14 protein-coding genes are annotated in these 17,683 nt (G+C 66.1%); 3 read left to right on the forward strand and 11 right to left on the reverse strand.

Annotated features, from left to right (window positions below):
• Positions 1-6 precede the first annotated feature (6 nt).
• The 8 genes from SB764_RS25605 to SB764_RS25640 all read right to left on the reverse strand — a co-directional run bounded on the left by SB764_RS25605 (position 7) and on the right by SB764_RS25640 (position 7,183).
• Positions 7-738 (reverse strand): YoaK family protein, encoded by a 732-nt coding sequence (locus SB764_RS25605; protein WP_110327676.1) that lies wholly within the window; start codon positions 736-738, stop codon positions 7-9.
• Entirely contained in the window at positions 720-977 is a 258-nt protein-coding gene (locus tag SB764_RS25610) for a DUF1427 family protein (RefSeq protein ID WP_065059682.1), read from the reverse strand. The genes SB764_RS25605 and SB764_RS25610 overlap by 19 nt, the downstream gene beginning before the upstream one ends.
• A gap of 38 nt (positions 978-1,015) precedes the next feature.
• A complete protein-coding gene (locus SB764_RS25615) occupies positions 1,016-1,732 on the reverse strand; it encodes a phosphohydrolase (RefSeq protein WP_410865428.1) in 717 nt (238 codons plus the stop codon).
• Positions 1,733-1,785: 53 nt separating this feature from the next.
• Complete coding sequence (locus SB764_RS25620; protein WP_321904962.1) at positions 1,786-2,190, reverse strand: DoxX family protein; 405 nt, start codon at positions 2,188-2,190, stop codon at positions 1,786-1,788.
• Positions 2,191-2,207: 17 nt separating this feature from the next.
• Positions 2,208-4,109 carry an amidohydrolase gene (locus SB764_RS25625; protein WP_321904961.1) on the reverse strand — a complete coding sequence of 634 codons (1,902 nt, stop codon included), beginning with the start codon at positions 4,107-4,109 and terminating at the stop codon, positions 2,208-2,210.
• A gap of 129 nt (positions 4,110-4,238) precedes the next feature.
• A complete protein-coding gene (locus SB764_RS25630) occupies positions 4,239-4,874 on the reverse strand; it encodes a hydrolase (protein ID WP_065059686.1) in 636 nt (211 codons plus the stop codon).
• A gap of 105 nt (positions 4,875-4,979) precedes the next feature.
• Positions 4,980-5,972: an alpha/beta fold hydrolase gene (locus SB764_RS25635; RefSeq protein ID WP_074985257.1), complete on the reverse strand. Its 993-nt coding sequence runs from the start codon at positions 5,970-5,972 to the stop codon at positions 4,980-4,982.
• A 299-nt stretch (positions 5,973-6,271) separates the two neighbouring features.
• Positions 6,272-7,183 (reverse strand): LysR family transcriptional regulator, encoded by a 912-nt coding sequence (locus SB764_RS25640; RefSeq protein WP_410865431.1) that lies wholly within the window; start codon positions 7,181-7,183, stop codon positions 6,272-6,274.
• Positions 7,184-7,336: 153 nt separating this feature from the next.
• Between SB764_RS25640 and SB764_RS25645 the strand changes: the two genes are divergently transcribed.
• Positions 7,337-8,551, forward strand: a complete 1,215-nt coding sequence (locus tag SB764_RS25645) for an MFS transporter (protein WP_321892448.1) — start codon at positions 7,337-7,339, stop codon at positions 8,549-8,551.
• Positions 8,552-8,588: 37 nt separating this feature from the next.
• Here the strand turns inward: SB764_RS25645 and SB764_RS25650 are convergent, their stop codons facing one another.
• Positions 8,589-11,525, reverse strand: a complete 2,937-nt coding sequence (locus SB764_RS25650) for a winged helix-turn-helix domain-containing protein (RefSeq protein ID WP_110327812.1) — start codon at positions 11,523-11,525, stop codon at positions 8,589-8,591.
• A gap of 181 nt (positions 11,526-11,706) precedes the next feature.
• On the opposite strand from SB764_RS25650, the gene SB764_RS25655 reads away from it, so the two are divergent.
• A complete protein-coding gene (locus tag SB764_RS25655) occupies positions 11,707-12,129 on the forward strand; it encodes a hypothetical protein (RefSeq protein WP_410865434.1) in 423 nt (140 codons plus the stop codon).
• The gene (locus SB764_RS25660; RefSeq protein ID WP_065059689.1) at positions 12,059-12,991 is read left to right on the forward strand and encodes a helix-turn-helix domain-containing protein; all 933 of its coding nucleotides are present in this window, start codon (positions 12,059-12,061) and stop codon (positions 12,989-12,991) included. Before SB764_RS25655 ends, SB764_RS25660 begins: the two co-directional genes overlap by 71 nt.
• On the opposite strand, the gene SB764_RS25665 is transcribed toward SB764_RS25660, so the two are convergent.
• Together SB764_RS25665 and SB764_RS25670 are read right to left on the reverse strand one after the other, a co-directional pair.
• Positions 12,988-14,523: an efflux transporter outer membrane subunit gene (locus tag SB764_RS25665; protein WP_074985262.1), complete on the reverse strand. Its 1,536-nt coding sequence runs from the start codon at positions 14,521-14,523 to the stop codon at positions 12,988-12,990. The genes SB764_RS25660 and SB764_RS25665 overlap by 4 nt on opposite strands.
• A complete protein-coding gene (locus SB764_RS25670; protein WP_410865437.1) occupies positions 14,516-17,683 on the reverse strand; it encodes an efflux RND transporter permease subunit in 3,168 nt (1,055 codons plus the stop codon). Before SB764_RS25670 ends, SB764_RS25665 begins: the two co-directional genes overlap by 8 nt.

The following is a 17,683-nucleotide window of genomic DNA, read 5'->3' on the forward strand; positions in this document are numbered from 1 at the left end:
TGAAAATCAAGCGGCGGATCCGGCCGGTTCCTCGCGCCACGCCGACGCGGCCAGCGTCGCCAGCAACGCGAGCGGCACGACCAGCGCCCAGAACGAAGCCGTCAGCCAGCCCAGCGCGCCGCCGCCCGCGCCCAGCGCGAACGCGAGCACCGGCGGCAGCGTGCGGGCGAGCCGCTCGCGCGTGTCGGCGGGGTCCACGTGCGTGCGGCCCGGAAACAGCAGATCGAACACGTCGATCACGGCCTGCGTGACGTTGCCGGTCATGACCGTGTTGGCGACCACGCTGCGCGACGCGAGCCGCGCATGCGCGTTCTGCACGCCCATCCCCGCCGCGCCGAGCAGGCCGCAGACGATCGTGAGCGGCGCATCGGCATTCGTGATCGGCGCGGCCAGCACGCCCGCGATCATGAACGCGGCGAGCAATGCGATCTGCAAGGCGTACAGGCCGCCGGCGCGGGTGCCGTGCGCGGAATCGCGCAGCGCGTTGTCGAGCACGCGCGCCGCCACAATGCCCGCGATAAAGGCCGGAAACGCGAGCCACTTGATCAGCAGCCCGCTGCCCGCGCCCGCGAGGCCCGAGCCGATCAGAATGAAATTGCCCGTGACGTGCGCCGTAAACAGCCCGAACAGCGCGACGAAACCAAGCGTATCGACATAGCCCGCGACGAACGCGAGCGCCACGTTTTCGCCGCGCAACGGCGCGAGCATGGCGGCGGGACTCAAGGCTCGTTGCTGCATGACGGTTGCGCCGCGGCGACGGTGGTGGTCGGGTTGACTTCCTGCGGCGCGGTCTGCGTCTGTGACTGCGCCACGGGCGGCTTCAACTGCGCCTGCACGAACGGAATCGCATGCTCGCCGATCACGATGCCCAGCAGGCCCACGAGCGCGATCAGCGGCGGCGCGGGCGACTGCACCCGCGAGAAGTAATAGAGGAAGCCGACCACGAGGCCCGCTCCCAGCGAAATCAGGTATGACATGTCTGCTTCTCCTTGCTGTGCTGCTGTAGCGGACCGCGTCAGGCGCGAGGCGCCGCGCGGGAATGCGGAGGCGTCCGGCCATCGGCTGCCTGCGCGCCCTGCCAGCGCGAGCCCAGAATCTGTCCGCAAAAATTCACGCGGCAATAGTCCGGATCGACGCGGTCGAGCACGTCCGCGCTCGCGGTGCCGAAGGTCGTGTGCGGCCGGTGCGCGACGCCGCGTCCAATCGCGCCGATGATCTCCTCCTCGAAGCCCTTGCCGCGCGGATACGCGGCCAGCACGCCCGAGCGCTCGCCGCCCGTGTAATCGTCGAACTGCGCAGCGACGAGGTCCATACGCACCGCGGCCGCGAGCATGTCCGCGAGCGGCGACACGCGCGCGGACACACCCGGCGTGGTGTGCAGCGCGATCGCGAGCCATGCCTCGTCCTGATCGCGCGCGCTCGCGCCATAGTGATGCAACAGGCGGCGCGCCGCGTCGGCGCTGTCGAGTTCGTAGCGCGCCGTCGAATGTGCGTAGGCGGCGCTCAAACCCATGTTCGCGTACATCGAACTCACGTAGAGCGTGCCCTCGTCGCAAGCCACGCCGCCGCGCCGCCCGTTGAGCGCCGCGAACACGAACACGCGGCTCGCATGGCCGAGCAGCACCGGCGGCAGCGCCGCGTGCGCGCTCTCCGCCGCGGCGATCGCGACCGGCGTGCACGGAATGCGTACGCCCGCCACCTCTCCGCCTGCCCTCCATGACGCTGTTCCCATGCCCCGTTTTCCTGTGCGTTGTTGTGAGTGACGTCGATGACGCGCGCCGCCGGTCAAGCGCGATGCGTCTGCGCGGCGAGCGGTGCGCCAAGCCGGTAACGGCCCGGTCCGCCGATCGCCACGGTGCCGAACAGGATCAGCAGCATCCATGCGAACTGGCCTTGTTCGAGCGTCCAGTCCGGATGCACGAGGCCGAGCGCGACCACCGTGACGACGAGAATCGGCAGCGCGGCGAGCCGCGTGTAGATGCCGAGGATCATCAGCACCGGACAGACGACTTCGGCGAAGATTGCGAATCCGAGCGTAAAACCACTGCCCAGATGCATCGGATCTTCGATCGCGCCCAGTTGTGCGTGCACGTGCAGCGCCTTCGGCAGACCGTGCACGAACAGCACGAGCAGACTCGCGGCCACGCGCAGGAACAGCAGCGCGGCGTCGGTAGTGTCGATGCGTTTCATGATGGCGCGCTCCCCGATCAGAACGCGAAGCAGCTACAGCCGAGCGCGCCCCAGAAACCGTTCTGGTCCGAAACCGGCGCGTTGCTGCGCCACGCGCGGCCGTGTGCGTGCTGGTGCACGCCGCACAGGTTCACGCAGGCGTCGCTGCACGATTGCGCAAGCGATGCCGCATTCGCCGCCGAATTCGACACCACCGGCCGATAGCGCGCATAACCGCCGAACTCCGCAACCGGCGACCACGACGGGCTGACCGGCAACGCGGGCGGCGCGAGCGTGTCGAACTCCGCATCGGCATACACCACGCGGCCATTCACCACGGTCAGCACCGAGGTCAGATGCTTGATCGCTTCTTCCTCGACCGTGAAGAAGTCGTCGCTGAGCACGGCGAAGTCGGCGTACTGGCCCGGTACGAGCGCGCCCTTCTTCGTCTCGTCGTTCGAGAACCACGCGCTGCCCACCGTGTAGCGACGCAGTGCTTCCATGCGGTCGAGACGGTCGCGCTGCGCGTACATCGGCGTGCCGCCCACGGTGCGACCGGAGGCCAGCCAGTAGAGCGACACGAACGGGTTGTAGCTCGCGACGCGCGTGGCGTCGGTGCCCGCGCCCACGGGCAGGCCCGCTTCGAGCATCTTGCGCACCGGCGGCGTTTGCGCGGCGGCTTCGGCGCCGTAACGCGCGATGAAATATTCGCCCTGAAACGCCATGCGATGCTGCACGGCAATGCCGCCGCCCAGCGCCGCGATACGCTCGATATTGCGCTCGGAAATCGTTTCGCAGTGGTCGAAGAACCAGCGCAGACCGTTGAATGGCGTGTCGGCGTTGACGCGCTCGAACACGTTCAGGAAGCGGTCGATCGATTCGTCGTAGGTCGCGTGCAGACGCCACGGCCAGCGGTTTTGCACCAGCAGGCGCACGACGTCTTCGAGTTCTTTCTCCATGCCTTCGGGCAGGTCCGGGCGCGGTTCGAGGAAGTCTTCGAAGTCGGCGGCCGAAAACACCAGCATTTCGCCCGCGCCGTTGACCTTGAGGAAGTCGTCGCCGTCGCCGGGACGCGTGGCCTTCACCCACTTCGCGAAGTCTTCCACCTCGCGCTTCGCGTTCTGCGTGAACAGGTTGTACGCGATGCGGATGCTCAACTGATCGCGCTTCGCCAGTTCCATGATGACGGCGTAGTCGTCGGGATAGGCCTGATAACCGCCGCCCGCGTCGATGGCGCTCGTCACGCCGAGCCGGTTCAGTTCGCGCATGAACTGGCGCGAAGAATTCATCTGATCGTCGAGCGCGAGCTTCGGGCCCTTCGCCAGCGTGGCGTAGAGCAGGCCCGCGTTCGGACGCGCGATCAGCATGCCCGTCGGGTTGCCGCGCCGGTCGCGCTGAATTTCGCCGCCCGGCGGATTGGGCGTGTCGCGGTCGTAACCCACCGCGCGCAGCGCTGCCGCGTTGAGCAACGCGCTGTCGTACAGGTGCAGGATGAAGACCGGCGTGTCGGGCGCGATCGCGTTGATCTCTTCGAGCGTCGGGCCGCGCTTCTCGGCGAACTGGAATTCGTTCCAGCCGCCCACCACGCGCACCCATTGCGGCGCGGGCGTGCGCGCGACCTGCTCGCGCAGCATGGCGAGCGCGTCGGCCAGCGACGGCACGCCGTCCCAGCGCAATTCCATATTGAAGTTCAGACCGCCGCGAATCACGTGCAGGTGCGAGTCGTTGAGACCCGGAATCACGGTGCGGCCGTTCAGGTCGATGCGGCGGGCGTCGTCGCGCGCCCATTGCATGACGTCGCGCTCGTTGCCGGACGCCACGACCTTGCCGTTCGACACGGCCAGTGCGGTGACGAACGAGCGGCGCTCGTCCTGGGTGGCAATCTTGCCGTTGTAGATCACCAGGTCGGCGACGCGGGCAGGTTGATCGGGTGCGCTCATCGACGCCCTCCTGTGTTCTCGATGCGGTTGATGTATTTGCTGCTGCGCGCGAAACCGGCCTTCAGGTTTTTTCAGGCGGCTTCGCACGCGTCGTTCTGCGAGGCTCGCGACAACGCGAGCCCTTCAGCTTCAGCCCGCCTCGCTCGCGTGCTCGCCGAGGATCTGCTTGGCGTAACGCACGCCGATGCCGTACGCGCTGTGCGCCTTGAAGATGTCCATGCAGCCTTCGTAGGTCTCGCCGCGCGCCCAGTCGCGTTGCAGTTCGCACATGAACTGCAGCGAGTTCATCGGCACCGCGCCCGCCTGGACGATGCGCTGCACGGCGCGCTCGTGCGCTTCTTCCGTGATGTCGCCGCATGCGTCGGTCGGCACGTAGATCTCGAAGCCTTCGTTGAGCATCTGGATCGTCGGGAAGGTCACGCAGACTTCGGTCCACAGGCCGGCGATCACGATCTTCTTGCGGCCCGTGGCCTTGATCGCTTCACGGAAGCCCGCGTCTTCCCACGAATTCATCGACGTGCGGTCGATGGGCTTTTGCTGCGGAAACACCGCCTGCACTTCCGGCAGCAGATGGCCACTGAACGAGTCGGCGGCGATGGTCGTGAGGACCGTCGGCACCTTGAAGAGCTTCGCGGCCTTCGCGAGAATCTGCACGTTGTGCAGCACCGTGGTGCGCTCGTGCGAGTGCGTGCCGAAGAACATCTGCGGCTGGTGGTCGATCAGCGCGAGTGCGCAGGTGTCGGGGGTCAACAGTTCTTTTGCCATGAGAGGCTCCGTTTAAAGGTTGGGTCGGCGACGTTGAGATTAGGGCTCGCGCGTCGCCGCGTCCTTGTCGTTGCGCTGAAATATCCTGAATTCGATCAGGATCGCTTACGATTTCAGGAAGGCGAGCAGATCCGCGTTGACCTTGTCGACGTGCGTGCTGCACATGCCGTGCGGTGCGCCTTCGTAGATCTTCAGCGTGGCGTTCTTGACGATCCTGGCCGACAGCTTCGCCGAATCGTCGATCGGCACGATCTGGTCGTCGTCGCCATGCAGGATCAGCGTCGGCACGCTGATCTTCTTCAGGTCGTCGGTGTAATCGACTTCCGAGAACTGCTTGATGCACTCGTACTGGCCTTTGATCGAACCGGCCATGCCCTGACGCCAGAATTCCTGAACGAGACCTTGCGAGACCTTCGCGTTCGGACGGTTGAAGCCGTAGAACGGCTGCGCCAGATCCAGATAGAACTGCGAGCGGTTCGCGGCCACGCCCGCGCGGATGTTGTCGAACACCTGCATCGGCAGGCCGTTCGGGTTGGTCGGCGACTTGACCATTTGCGGCGGCACCGCGCCGATCAGCACGGCCTTCGCCACGCGCTTTTCGCCGTGACGGCCGATGTAATGCGCGACTTCGCCGCCGCCCGTCGAGTGACCCACGAGCATCGCGCCCTTCACGTCGAGTGCGTCGAGCACGGCGGCGAGGTCGTCGGCGTAGGTGTCCATGTCGTTGCCCTCGGACGGCTGACCCGAGCGGCCATGGCCGCGGCGGTCGTGCGCGATCACGCGATAGCCCTGGTTCACGAGGAACAGCATCTGCGCGTCCCACGCGTCGGCGCACAGCGGCCAGCCGTGCGAGAACACCACCGGCGTGCCCGTGCCCCAGTCCTTGAAGTAGATCTGCGTGCCGTCCTTCGCGCTCACGTAGCTGCCGCCGTGATGGTGGCCGGTGCCGTGCGCGTGGGGCGCGGCGCCTGCCGTCGTCGCCGCGTTCGCGGACAGGCTCGACATGGCGGCCATGGCGCCGGCCATGCCCGCGCTGGCCGAAAGCATCCGGCGACGCGAGGCCGAGGGAATGGTCGTGTCGATTTGCTGCGTGTTCATGCTGGATCTCCGTCGTTGCATCGCTGCGTGTGCAGCGGCGATGAGGTTGCGCGTGTGAATCAGGCGCAATGCGGCGGGCGAGAAGTCATGAAGTTGACGCCGCATGCGTGAGCGCAGATTACGGAGACGGTCCTGCAAAGTCCTTGGCGCGATCTGAAAAGTCCTGAATTCAGATGCGGATTGACTCGATCGCGGGCAACGGGCGAGCGGCATCGGCGGCCGGGGCGAGGCCGCGATGCATCGTCGAAGGGAAGAAGGAAATGAACGCCTGAACGATCGTGCGCTCGGGCGCGAGCGGATCAGCGCGGGTTCAGACGCGCTTCGAGAAAACGCAGCAGCGCGCGTACTTTGGTCGAATGACGCCGATTCGGCAGATATGCGGCGTGCACGACCACATCGCCGCCTTGCGGACTCACGTGCCAGCCTTCGAACGCGCGCACGAGCTGACCGGACGCGAGCGCGTCGTGCACGAGCCATGCGGGCAACAGCGCGAAACCGTGCCCCGCGTGCACGGCGGCGAGCAGCATGTCGATGCTGTCCGAGACGAGGCGGCCGCGCACGTTCACCGCCTCCTGCGTCTCGCCTCGCGTGAAGGTCCAGACCTGGCGCGCGCGATAGCCGCCGCCATAATTCACACGCAGACAGTCGCGCCCGGCGAGATCGGCGGGCGCGTCCGGCATGCCTTCGCGCTTGATATAGGCGGCGCTCGCCACCACGATCCGCGCATTATCGGCGAGCGTCTTCACGACGAGTTGCGGATTCGCTTCGGGCACGCCGATGCGCACCGCCAGATCGATGCGCTCCAGCGCGAGATCGACATAGCGGTCGGCGGCCACCACGTCGAGCGCCATGCGCGGATGTTCGCTGAGAAACGCGGCCAGATGCGGCGCGAGCACCACGCGGTTATAGGTGGACGGCACCGCGATGCGCAGCATGCCCGCCGGTTCCGCGCCGCTGTCGAGCACGCTTTCGTCGGCTTCCGCGAGATCGTCGAGCACTTTGGCGACCTGCTCGACATAGGCCGCGCCCGCATCGGTCAGGCTGACACGGCGCGGCGTGCGCGTGAGCAGCACCGCGCCGACGTCCTGTTCGAGCGCATCCATCAAACGCGTGACCGACGAGGTCGCCACGCCGAGACGTTGCGCCGCCTTGGCGAAACCGGCGGCGTCGGCCACTTCGAGCAGGGTCTTCAAGGCGAGTAGCTTGTCCATGGCGGGCATTATGCCAGCGCTGAAACGACCATGAGCGCTGACGACGCGAAGCCGTTGCGCGCCACGCAACGCGGGATTGCGCCGCCGCCCCATTCCGCCGCCGCGACGGCGCGCCTATGCTCGTCGCACCGATTCATCGTTCAAGGAACGCCCATGTCCACGCCTTCGCGCATGCACGGCGGCACGCCGCACGCCGTGCACCTCACTCAGGGACTCATCGCGCTGTTCGCATTCAGTTGCGGCGCGATCGTCGCGAATCTCTATTACGCGCAGCCGATCATCGAACTGATCGCGCCGTCGCTGCACATGACGGGCGGCGCCGCGAGCCTGATCGTCTCGCTCACGCAGATCGGCTATGCGCTCGGCCTGTTCTTCATCGTGCCGCTCGGCGATCTGCTCGAAAACCGCCGTCTAATGATCGTGACCGCGCTGGTGTCGATCGCGAGTCTCATCGCGGCCTCGCTCGCGCAGTCGGCCGGCGTGTTTCTGGCGATCTCGCTGCTGATCGGATTCAGTTCGGTGGCGGTGCAGATCCTGATTCCGCTCGCCGCGCATCTCGCGCCCGATCATGCGCGCGGACGCATCGTCGGCACGATCATGGGCGGCTTGCTGCTCGGCATCCTGCTGTCACGGCCGCTGTCGAGCGTGCTCGCCGATCACTTCGGCTGGCGCACCGTGTTCGCAGGCGCGGCCATGCTGATGACGCTCGTGACCGCCGTGCTCGCGCTGACGATTCCGCGCCGTCAACCCGAGCATCGCGCGACGTACTTCGCCCTGCTCGGCTCGCTGATCACGCTCGTGCGCACGCTGCCGGTGCTGCGTCATCGTGCGCTCTATCAGGCGCTGATGTTCGCCTCGTTCAGTCTGTTCTGGACCGCCGTGCCGATCGAACTCACACGCCACTACGGCCTCTCGCAGACCGCCATCGCGCTGTTCGCGCTCGTCGGTGCGATTGGTGCGACCTCGGCGCCCGTCTCGGGACGACTCGCCGACGCCGGGCATTCCGTGCGCGCGACCGTGGTAGCGCTGATCGTCGGCACGCTGTCGTTCCTGCCCGCGCTCGTGCATCCGGCGTTCGGCGTGTTCGGGCTGGTGGTGACGGGCGTCGCGCTCGACTTTGCCGCGCAGATGAACATGGTGCTCGGCCAGCGCGAGATCTATGCGCTGCACGCGGCGAGCCGCAATCGCCTCAATGCGCTCTATATGACGAGCATTTTCGTGGGCGGCGCGTTCGGTTCCGCGCTTGCGGGCCCCTTGTACGAACGCGGTGGCTGGACGCTGGTCGCGTGCGTGGCATTGGTGTTTCCGCTCATCGCATGCGTGCATTTCCTGCTGATCGGCAAGCCGCACGCGGCGGCCCAGCGCTAGTTGCCTTGCAGAACCCGCCGCGCCGTGCGTGCGGCGTTCACTGCGGCGCAAGCCGCTCCGTGCGCTGCGTGCGTGCCGATTGCAGCGTCTGCCTGAGCGCGGCAAGGCGCTGAAAATCGGGCGCATTCGACGTGCGATCCCACGCCGAATCCTCCAGACCGTCGATCAACGCTGTCGCGCGCGCCGTCTCGCCCTTGTCGAATTCGTACGTCGCGAGATCGAGCGTGGCGCGCAAGGCCCACAGCGGCGCGCCATCGGCACGCGCCATCGAGATCGCCTCGTCGAGCAGACGCCGCCCCGCTTCCTCGCGCCGCGCCACGTCGTCCGGCGGCGTGCCGCGCTGCGCCGCGCGCCGCAATTCCAGCCAGCCGCGCGCGCGCTGCAACTCGGGCGCGAAGTAACGCTCGCCATTCGCCCGCGCACTCGCAAGCGCTTCGTCGAGCCGCGTGCGCGCTTCCTCGAAACGACCCGCGTGCGCGAGCGTCTGCGCGTGCAGCACGACGAACGGCGTGACCACGCGCCGGAAACCACGCGACGCAAGCCGCGGCAACGCGTTTTCCAGCCGTTCGAGCGCGACGTCCGCATGACCCGCGAGCATGTCGCGCTTCGCCGCCAGACACTCGGTGTAGTCGAGCCAGATCTCCAGCCGATGGCTAGCCGACTGCGAGCGCAGCAGCGCCAGATAGTTGGCGGCCAACTGCCGCTCGCCGCAATCGAGCGCGATCGGCACGGCCACGCAGGCCAGCACGTGACTCAGCGAGGGCTCCAGTGCATCGCCGTGAATCAGATCGAGCGTGCTTTCCACGAGCTGCATCGCTTTCGCGGGCTGGCATTGCAGCAGCGCGATGCGCGCGAGTGTGCCGCGCGCGTAGATCAGCGGATACACCGTGAGCCAGCCGCGCGACGGCGCCGTGGCGCCGAGCGTCGTGAAGGCTTCGACCGTGCGTTCGAGCCGTTCGCGCGCCTGGTCGTGTTCGCCGCAACAGTGCAGCGAAATAGCGAGTGTCTGTTCGGCCAGCCAGCGGCGCCACGGCGAATCGCAAGCGGCGCTCGCGTGCTGAAAACGCGTGGCGTAACGCAGCGACGTGTGAATGTCGCCGCTCGATTGCATGGTGTTCCAGAGACCCCAGAGCGCGTCGGCGGCAAATTCGGCGTCGTCGGCGGCGCGCGCGAGACGCAGCACGCGTTCCCACAGCGCGACGGCGCGGCCCATGTCGTCGCCCACGTGCAGCAGCGAGGTCGCGTAAGCGGCGCACAGCTTCATTTCGCAGACGACATCGACGGAGCCCGCGGGTAGCGTGTCGAGCACCGCGAGCGCGCGTTGCGCGCGCTGGCAGCATTCCTGCACGCGCGAGGCGCTGAGCAAGGTGCCGACGAGCGCCCCCGCGAGCGCGACGCCGAGCACCTTGTCGCCGTCGTCGGAGAAGGCCCAGTCGTAGGCGCTGCGCGCGTCGTCGAGCGAGAGACGCGTGCTCACATCGGCGCCCTCGTGCTCCGTCTGCGCGACGAACGGCCCGCTCTCCTCGATGCGCTTGCGCATATAGCGCACGTGGCGCGTGGCGATGATCTGCGATTCGCCTTCGTCGCGCAGCTTTTCGAGCGCATAGGCGCGCGTGCTTTCGGTCAGCCGGTAGACCGCGATCGCGCCGCGAAACTCCACATTCAGCAGCGATTTGGTCGCGAGTTCGGAAAGACTCGACACGATCACCGCGATCGACATGCCGGGCTCGGCCGTCACCGCGCAGACCGCCTCGAAGGTGAACGCGCCCGCGAAGCAGCCTGAGCGGCGAAACAGAATGCGCGACGCGGCGTCGAGCAGCATGTAGCTCCACTCGAAGGTCGCGCGCAAGGTCTGATGGCGCGGCAAGGTCGAACGCAATCCGCCCGTCAGCAGATTGAGCCGGTCGTCGAGGCGCGACGCCACGCCTTCCACGCCGAGCGTGGCCACGCGCGCGGCGGCCAGTTCGATGGCGAGCGGCAGGCCTTCGAGGCGGCGGCAGATTTCGGCGACGAGCGCGATGCTCGCCTCGTCGCGCGCGCAGTCGGGCGCGAGCGCGCGGGCGCGGCATAGAAACAGCGCGACCGCGGAATGCGCGAGGATCGCCTCGGTGGATGCGCCGTTGGCCGGCACCGCAAGCGGTTCGAGGCGCAGCACGGATTCGGCCCAGATGTGCAGCGGCTCGCGGCTCGTCACCAGCAGGCGCGCACCATGATGGCGCGCGACGAGGGTATCGACGAAACCGGCCACGACATCGATCACATGCTCGGCGTTATCGAGCACGAGCAGACAATTCGACGCTGCAACAGCCTCGCAGATCGCGTCCTCGCACGACACGCCCGGCTCGCCTTGCAGATCGAGCGCCTCCGCGAGCGCGGCGAACACGGTCTCGCGCGAACTGGCCTTGTTCAGTTCGACGAAGCACACGGCGCGGCCCTGGCGGCGCTGCATTTCGCGCGCGGCGTGACGCGCGAGACAGGTCTTGCCGATACCGCCCGCGCCGACGATCGTGGTCACCGGCACGTGCTCGAACTGCTCGACGATGCGTGCGATTTCGGTTTCGCGGCCGATCAGCGGCACGACGCGCAGCGACGCGAGCGAAGGCAGCGGCGCGGCCTCGCGCACTGCACCGCCTGCGTCCGCACCGGCCGTGCTCGACGCATTCGGCATGTTCGACGCCGTCGACTGGTTCGGCACGACCAGCACATAGCCGCGCCCCGCCACGGTCTTGATGAGGTCGCGTTCCGCGCCGAGCAGCTTGCGCAGCGCGGCCACGTGCACCTGCAGGCGGTTTTCCTCGACGATCGCGCCGGGCCACACGGCGTCCATGATCGCGTCCTTCGAGAGCATCGTATTGTTCGCGCGATACAGCACTTCGAGCACGTCGAACGCGCGCGCGCCAATGCGCATCACGATTCCGTCGCGACGGATCTCGCGCTGCTCGAAACTGACCCGCAATGTGCCAATTTGAATCATGGTCATCTCCAGGACATATTTGCGTGCTCGCACGTGACCCGACACGCACCTGGTTGAACACCGTCATTCGAAACGCCATTGCCGCCCGGTTTCGAACCCAATATCGCGCCTCCTCTCATTGAACGTCGACTTCCCCCTCTATTTTCTGGGGCGAAGTGTAATGATTAGAAATAAAGCCGTCTTGAAGAATAATTCGCGGCATGCGAGGCGCAACGCGCCGCCGGAGCCGCTTGAAGCCGCCCGGGCGTCGAATTCCGGGGCCAGTGCGCCGGACGATTTTCAGCAGTTGCTGACTCCGGCGATTGTGCAAATCATTTCCGGATTGGGTCCAATCCGCAGCCAGACGGGCATTCAGCGATTCCGGAAGCGCCATTCACGCCGCATTGCAGTCGATAAGCACAAGGCATGGCACGCGTTGCCGCTATTTCTGACCGATGGTATAAATGTCACCTCGATTCTGTCGAACCGGTTACAGCGGTGTTTGATCCGCGCCGTTCAATTCATCCGGAGAATCCGGCACGAGGTCACCGTCCATGATTTCGCGAGCAATATCAGCGCCGGTCAAGGCCGCGCCCAAAGACAATCTGGGCTGTGTTGCCAGTAAATTGCGAGTCGATGTCCATGTCGACAACGGGGATATCGCGTTCTACCGCAAATGCATGGCGGAGCCGGACCTCGAACGCATTGCCATGCCGGCCAGCGAACGCGGATTTTTGACGGGTATTTCATTAGGCAATGCCCATCGCCGGAAGATATTCCGGGGGGCACGCGCTTTAGACCGGCATTTCGATACCGATTCGATCTATATCCGCGATTTTTCTGAAGATTATCAGGCGGATATGTATGGCAATTTCGATTTCGTGCTTGTCGAATTGTCACGCCCTTTTCTCGACCGGCTGGCCGACGAGCAGAATTTGCCCGCCATCAGCGGCCTGACCTGCGGCGCGCACCAGAAGGACGCGGTGCTCGGCCATCTGGCCCGCGCGCTCGCCGCGAATCTGGAACTCGCGGGCGACATCAACACGGTGTTCATCGAACAGGTCGGTCTGGCGATCGGCTCGCACGTCGCGCGCCAGTATGGCGGCTTCAACGCCACGAACGAACGCGCCAAGGGCGCGCTCTCGGCGCTCAACGAAGCTCGTGCGAAAGAACTGCTGCTGGAGCGCACGCGCGACGGCGTGTCGATTGCCGACATCGCGCGCGAGTGCAATCTGTCGCGCGGCTACTTCATCCGCGCGTTTTCGAAATCGACGGGACGCACGCCGCATCAGTGGCTGCTCGAACAGCGCACCGAGCAGGCGCGCCGGCTCGTCGAACGCACGGCCATGACGCTCTCGGAGATCGCCGCGCAATGCGGTTTCGCCGATCAGAGTCACCTGAGCCGCGTGTTCCTCAAGCTGGTGGGCGTGTCGCCAGGCGCCTGGCGGCGGCACGCCCTGCGTGCCCCGGATGCTTCTGAGGGTTAACGTACCGCAGTCGCCGCGGATGCCGCCGACGCTGAAGACGCCGCGTTCGACGTTTCCATCGCCGTGCGATCCGAGTCGGCATTGCGCGGCGCGTCGCCGGTCTGCGCAATCCAGCCACCGCCCAGATACTGATACAGATCCACGAGATTCGTGAGTCGGCTCAGATTCGCGCTGATCAGCGATTGCTGCGCGGAATACAGATCGGTCTGCGCGCTCAGCACAGAGAGGTAGCTGTCCACGCCGTTGCGATAACGCAGATCGGACAGCGTGTAACGGCGCTGCTCGCTTTCGGTGTACGCGCGCAGATCGCTGATCTGCGTATCGTACGTGCCGCGCGCGGCGAGCCCGTCCGCCACTTCGCGGAACGCCGTCTGAATCGCCTTCTCGTACGCCGCCACGTCCTCGTCTTTTTCGAGCTTCGCCACGTCGAGGCTGGCCTTGTTCGCGCCGCCTTCGAAAATCGGCATCGTGATGGTCGGCCCGAAATCCCACGCAAGCTGGCCCGGCTTGAACAGCGAGCCGAGGCTCGCGCTCGCGTAGCCGAACTGCCCCGTCAAACTGATGCTCGGGAAGAACGCCGCACGCGCCGCGCCGATGTTGGCGTTGGCGGCCTTGAGCGTTTCCTCGGCTTCGAGAATGTCGGGGCGACGCGTGAGCAGATCGCTGGGCAGGCCCGCCGGAATATCGGCGAGCAGCGCCTGCGAATCGAGCGGCAGACCCTCGGGCAGATCGGCGGGCAACGGCGCGCCCACCAGCAGCACGAGCGCGTTTTCCGCCTGCGCGCGCAGACGCACTTCGCTCTCGTAGTTCGCATGCGCCTGCTGCACCACGCCCGCCGCTTCACGCAGATCGAGTTCCGAACCGGTGCCGGTGTCGAATTCCGTCTTCGTCAGCTCGTACGATTTCTGCGCGGCGTCGAGCGTCTGCTTCGTGACCTTCATCGTGTCGTCGTAGGCGAGCATCGTCAGATACTGATCGGCGACTTCGGAGACCAACGTGATCTCCGCCGCCTTGCGCGCCTGCGCCGTCGACAGATAGGTGTGCAGCGCCTCGTTCGAGAGGCTGCGCACCTTGCCGAAGAAGTCGAGCTCCCACGACGCGCCCGCAGCCGCGTCGTAATCGCTCGCGACCGTCGCGCGGCCCACGTACGAGAGGTCGGCCGGCGTGCGGGTGCGCGTGCCGGTGCCGGTCACGGAGACCGTCGGCATCAGGTTGGCGCGCTCGATGCGGTACTGCGCGCGCGCCTGCGCAACCTTCAGCACGGAGACACGCAGATCGCGGTTGTTCTGCAGCGCCAGCTCGATGAGCCTCTGCAGGCGCGGGTCCTTGAAGAAGTCGCGCCAGCCGATGTCGGCGGCCGAATGACCCTGCGCGCTGCGCGCGTCGGCGCCCGGCTGGCTGTCGTAGGCCGGACCCGTGGGATAGGCCGCCGACACCGGCGCGGCGGGTTGCGTGTAGTGCGGCTCCAGCGTGCAGGCGGCGCTCAGGAACGCCGCCGCCACGCCGAGCGCGGTCAGCGAGAGCTTATTCATCGTGGCTCTCCTGCGTGCCGTGGGCCGCATCGGTGCCGCTCTGCGCGTTGTCTTCGGAGCGGCTGAATTTCGATCGAATGACCACATAGAACATCGGAATCATGAAAATGGCGAGGAACGTGGCCGTGAACATGCCGCCGATCACGCCGGTGCCGATCGCGTGCTGGCTCGCCGAGCCCGCGCCGTTGCTGATCGACAGCGGCAGCACGCCGAGCACGAAGGCCATCGACGTCATCAGGATCGGGCGCAGACGCAGACGCGCGGCTTCGATCGCCGCCGCCACCGCGGTCATGCCCTGCTGCTCCTGCAGTTCGCGCGCGAACTCGACGATCAGAATGGCGTTCTTCGCGGACAGACCCACGGTGGTCAACAGCCCCACCTGGAAGAACACGTCGTTTTCGAGGCCGCGTAGCGTCACCGCGAGCAGTGCGCCGATCACGCCGAGCGGCACCACCAGAATCACCGCGAACGGAATCGACCAGCTTTCATACAGCGCCGCGAGACACAGAAACACCACGATGATCGAAATCGCGTAGAGCAGCGGCGCCTGCGAGCCCGATTGCAGTTCCTGGAACGACAGACCCGTCCACGAATAGCCGATGCCCGCCGGCAGTTTCGCCGCCAGTTGTTCCATCGCGCTCATCGCCTGGCCGGTCGACTTGCCTGCCGCCGCCTGGCCCTGTATTTCGAGCGACGAAATGCCGTTGTAGCGTTCGAGCTTCGGCGAACCGAACGTCCACTTGCCCGTGGCGAACGAGGTGAACGGCACCATCGTGCCGCTCGTGCCGCGCACGTACCACTTGCCCAGATCGTCCGGGTTCATGCGGAACGGGCCGTCGGCCTGCACGTAGACGCGCTTGATCCGGCCGTCGGTGTCGAGGAAGTTGTTGATGTACTTCGAGCCCCACGCGATCGAGAACGTATCGTCGATGTCGGCGGCGGCGACACCCATCGCCTGAGCCTTCTCGCGATCGATATCGACCTTGTACTGCGGCGTATCGTTCAGGCCGTTCGGACGCACGAGCGCCAGCGACGGATCCTTCGCCGCCATGCCGAGCAGCTGATTGCGCGCGGCCATCAGCTGCTCGTGACCGAGCGATGCGTTGTCGGTCAGTTCGAAGTCGAATCCCGACGCGGTGCCGAGTTCGGGAATCGACGGCGGATTGATCGGGATGATCATCGCGTCCTTGTCGCCCGCGAAGTGCGCGAACACGCGGCCCACCAGCGCCTGCACCTTCTCGTTCGACGCGCGGCGCTTGTCGAAGTCCTTCATCTGCACGAACACCATGCCGGAGTTCTGGCCGCGGCCCGCGAAGTTGAAGCCGTTCACCGTGAACACCGACTCGACGATGTTCTTCTCGTCGGTCAGCAGATAGTCGGTGACCGCCTTGAGCGAGCGCGCCGTGATTTCCTGGGTCGAGCCCGCCGGCGTCTGCACCTGCACGTACATCGTGCCCTGATCTTCATCGGGCAGGAACGACTTCGGCAGACGCACGAACAGGAAGCCCACCGCGACGATCACGCCCAGATAGATCACGAACCAGCGCGACGAACGGCGGATCACATGCTGCACGCCGCTGTGATACTTGTCGCGGCTCTTGTCGAAGTTGCGGTTGAACCAGCCGAAGAAACCCGTCTTCGCTTCGTGATGGCCCTGCGGAATCGGCTTGAGGATGGTCGCGCACAAGGCGGGCGTGAGAATCAGCGCGCAGAGCACCGAGAGCACCATCGCGGCCACGATCGTCAGCGAGAACTGACGATAGATCGCGCCGACCGAGCCGCCCGAGAACGCCACCGGCACGAACACGGCCGAGAGCACGAGCGCCACGCCCACGAGCGCGCCGGTGATCTGGCCCATCGCCTTGCGCGTGGCTTCCTTCGGCGGCAAACCTTCTTCCGCCATCACGCGCTCGACGTTTTCGACCACCACGATCGCGTCGTCCACCAGCAGACCGATGGCGAGCACGAGCCCGAACATCGAGAGCGTGTTGATCGAGAAGCCCGCCGCCGACATCACCGCGAACGTGCCCAGCAGCACCACCGGCACGGCGATCGTCGGGATCAGCGTGGCGCGCAGATTCTGCAGGAACAGATACATCACGAGGAACACCAGCACGATGCCTTCGAGCAGCGTCTTGACCACTTCCTCGATCGACAGACGCACGAACGGCGTGGTGTCGTACGGATACTTCACGATGAGGCCGTGCGGGAAGTTCTTCGACAGTTCCGCGAGCTTCGCGCGCACCAGCTGCTCGGTTTGCAGCGCGTTCGCACCGGTCGCGAGCTGAATGCCGAAGCCCGCTGCGGGCGCGCCGTTGTACTTGGTGTCGAAGTTGTAGTTCTCGCCGCCCAGCTCGATGCGCGCCACGTCTTTCAGGCGCACCTGCGAACCGTCCTGGTTCACCTTGAGCAGCACGTTGCCGAACTCCTCGGGCGTGCGAAGGAAGGACGCTTCCGTGATGGTCGCCTGCATCGCCTGGCCCTTCACGGACGGCGTGCCGCCGATCGAACCGGCCGCCACCTGCACGTTCTGGTTCGTGATGGCCGTTTCCACGTCCACCGGCGTCAGCGCGTACTGGTTGAGCTTGTCGGCGTTGAGCCACACGCGCATCGAGAACTGCGTGCCGAACAGCGTGACCGTGCCGACGCCGTCGACGCGGCTCAGCGGATCCTCGATGTGCGACGCCACGTAGTTCGAGAGGTCGTAGCGGTCCATGCTGCCGTCTTGCGAGACGAACGCCATCACCATCAGGAAGCTGTTGCTGGACTTCGTGACCTTGATGCCCGCTTCCTGCACGACGGTCGGCAGCACCGGCGTGGCGAGTTGCAGCTTGTTCTGCACCTGCACCTGCGCGATGTCGGGATTGGTGCCCGCCGCGAAGGTCAGCGTGATGGTGGCCGCGCCCGAATCGTCGGACGTCGACGACATGTACAGCAGATGGTCGAGACCGCTCATCTGCTGCTCGATCACCTGCGTCACGGTGTCTTCGACGGTCTTGGCCGATGCGCCCGCGTAGCTCGCGCTAATCTGGATGGAAGGCGGCGCGATGGTCGGATACTGCGCCACCGGCAAGGAAAAGATGGAGGCCACCCCCGCCATCATCAGGATGATCGCGATCACCCAGGCGAAGATGGGCCTGTCTATGAAAAATCGAGCCAT

The organism is Paraburkholderia sp. SIMBA_027, assembly GCF_046535315.1.
In the GTDB taxonomy this organism is placed as follows: Bacteria; Pseudomonadota; Gammaproteobacteria; order Burkholderiales; family Burkholderiaceae; genus Paraburkholderia; species Paraburkholderia tropica.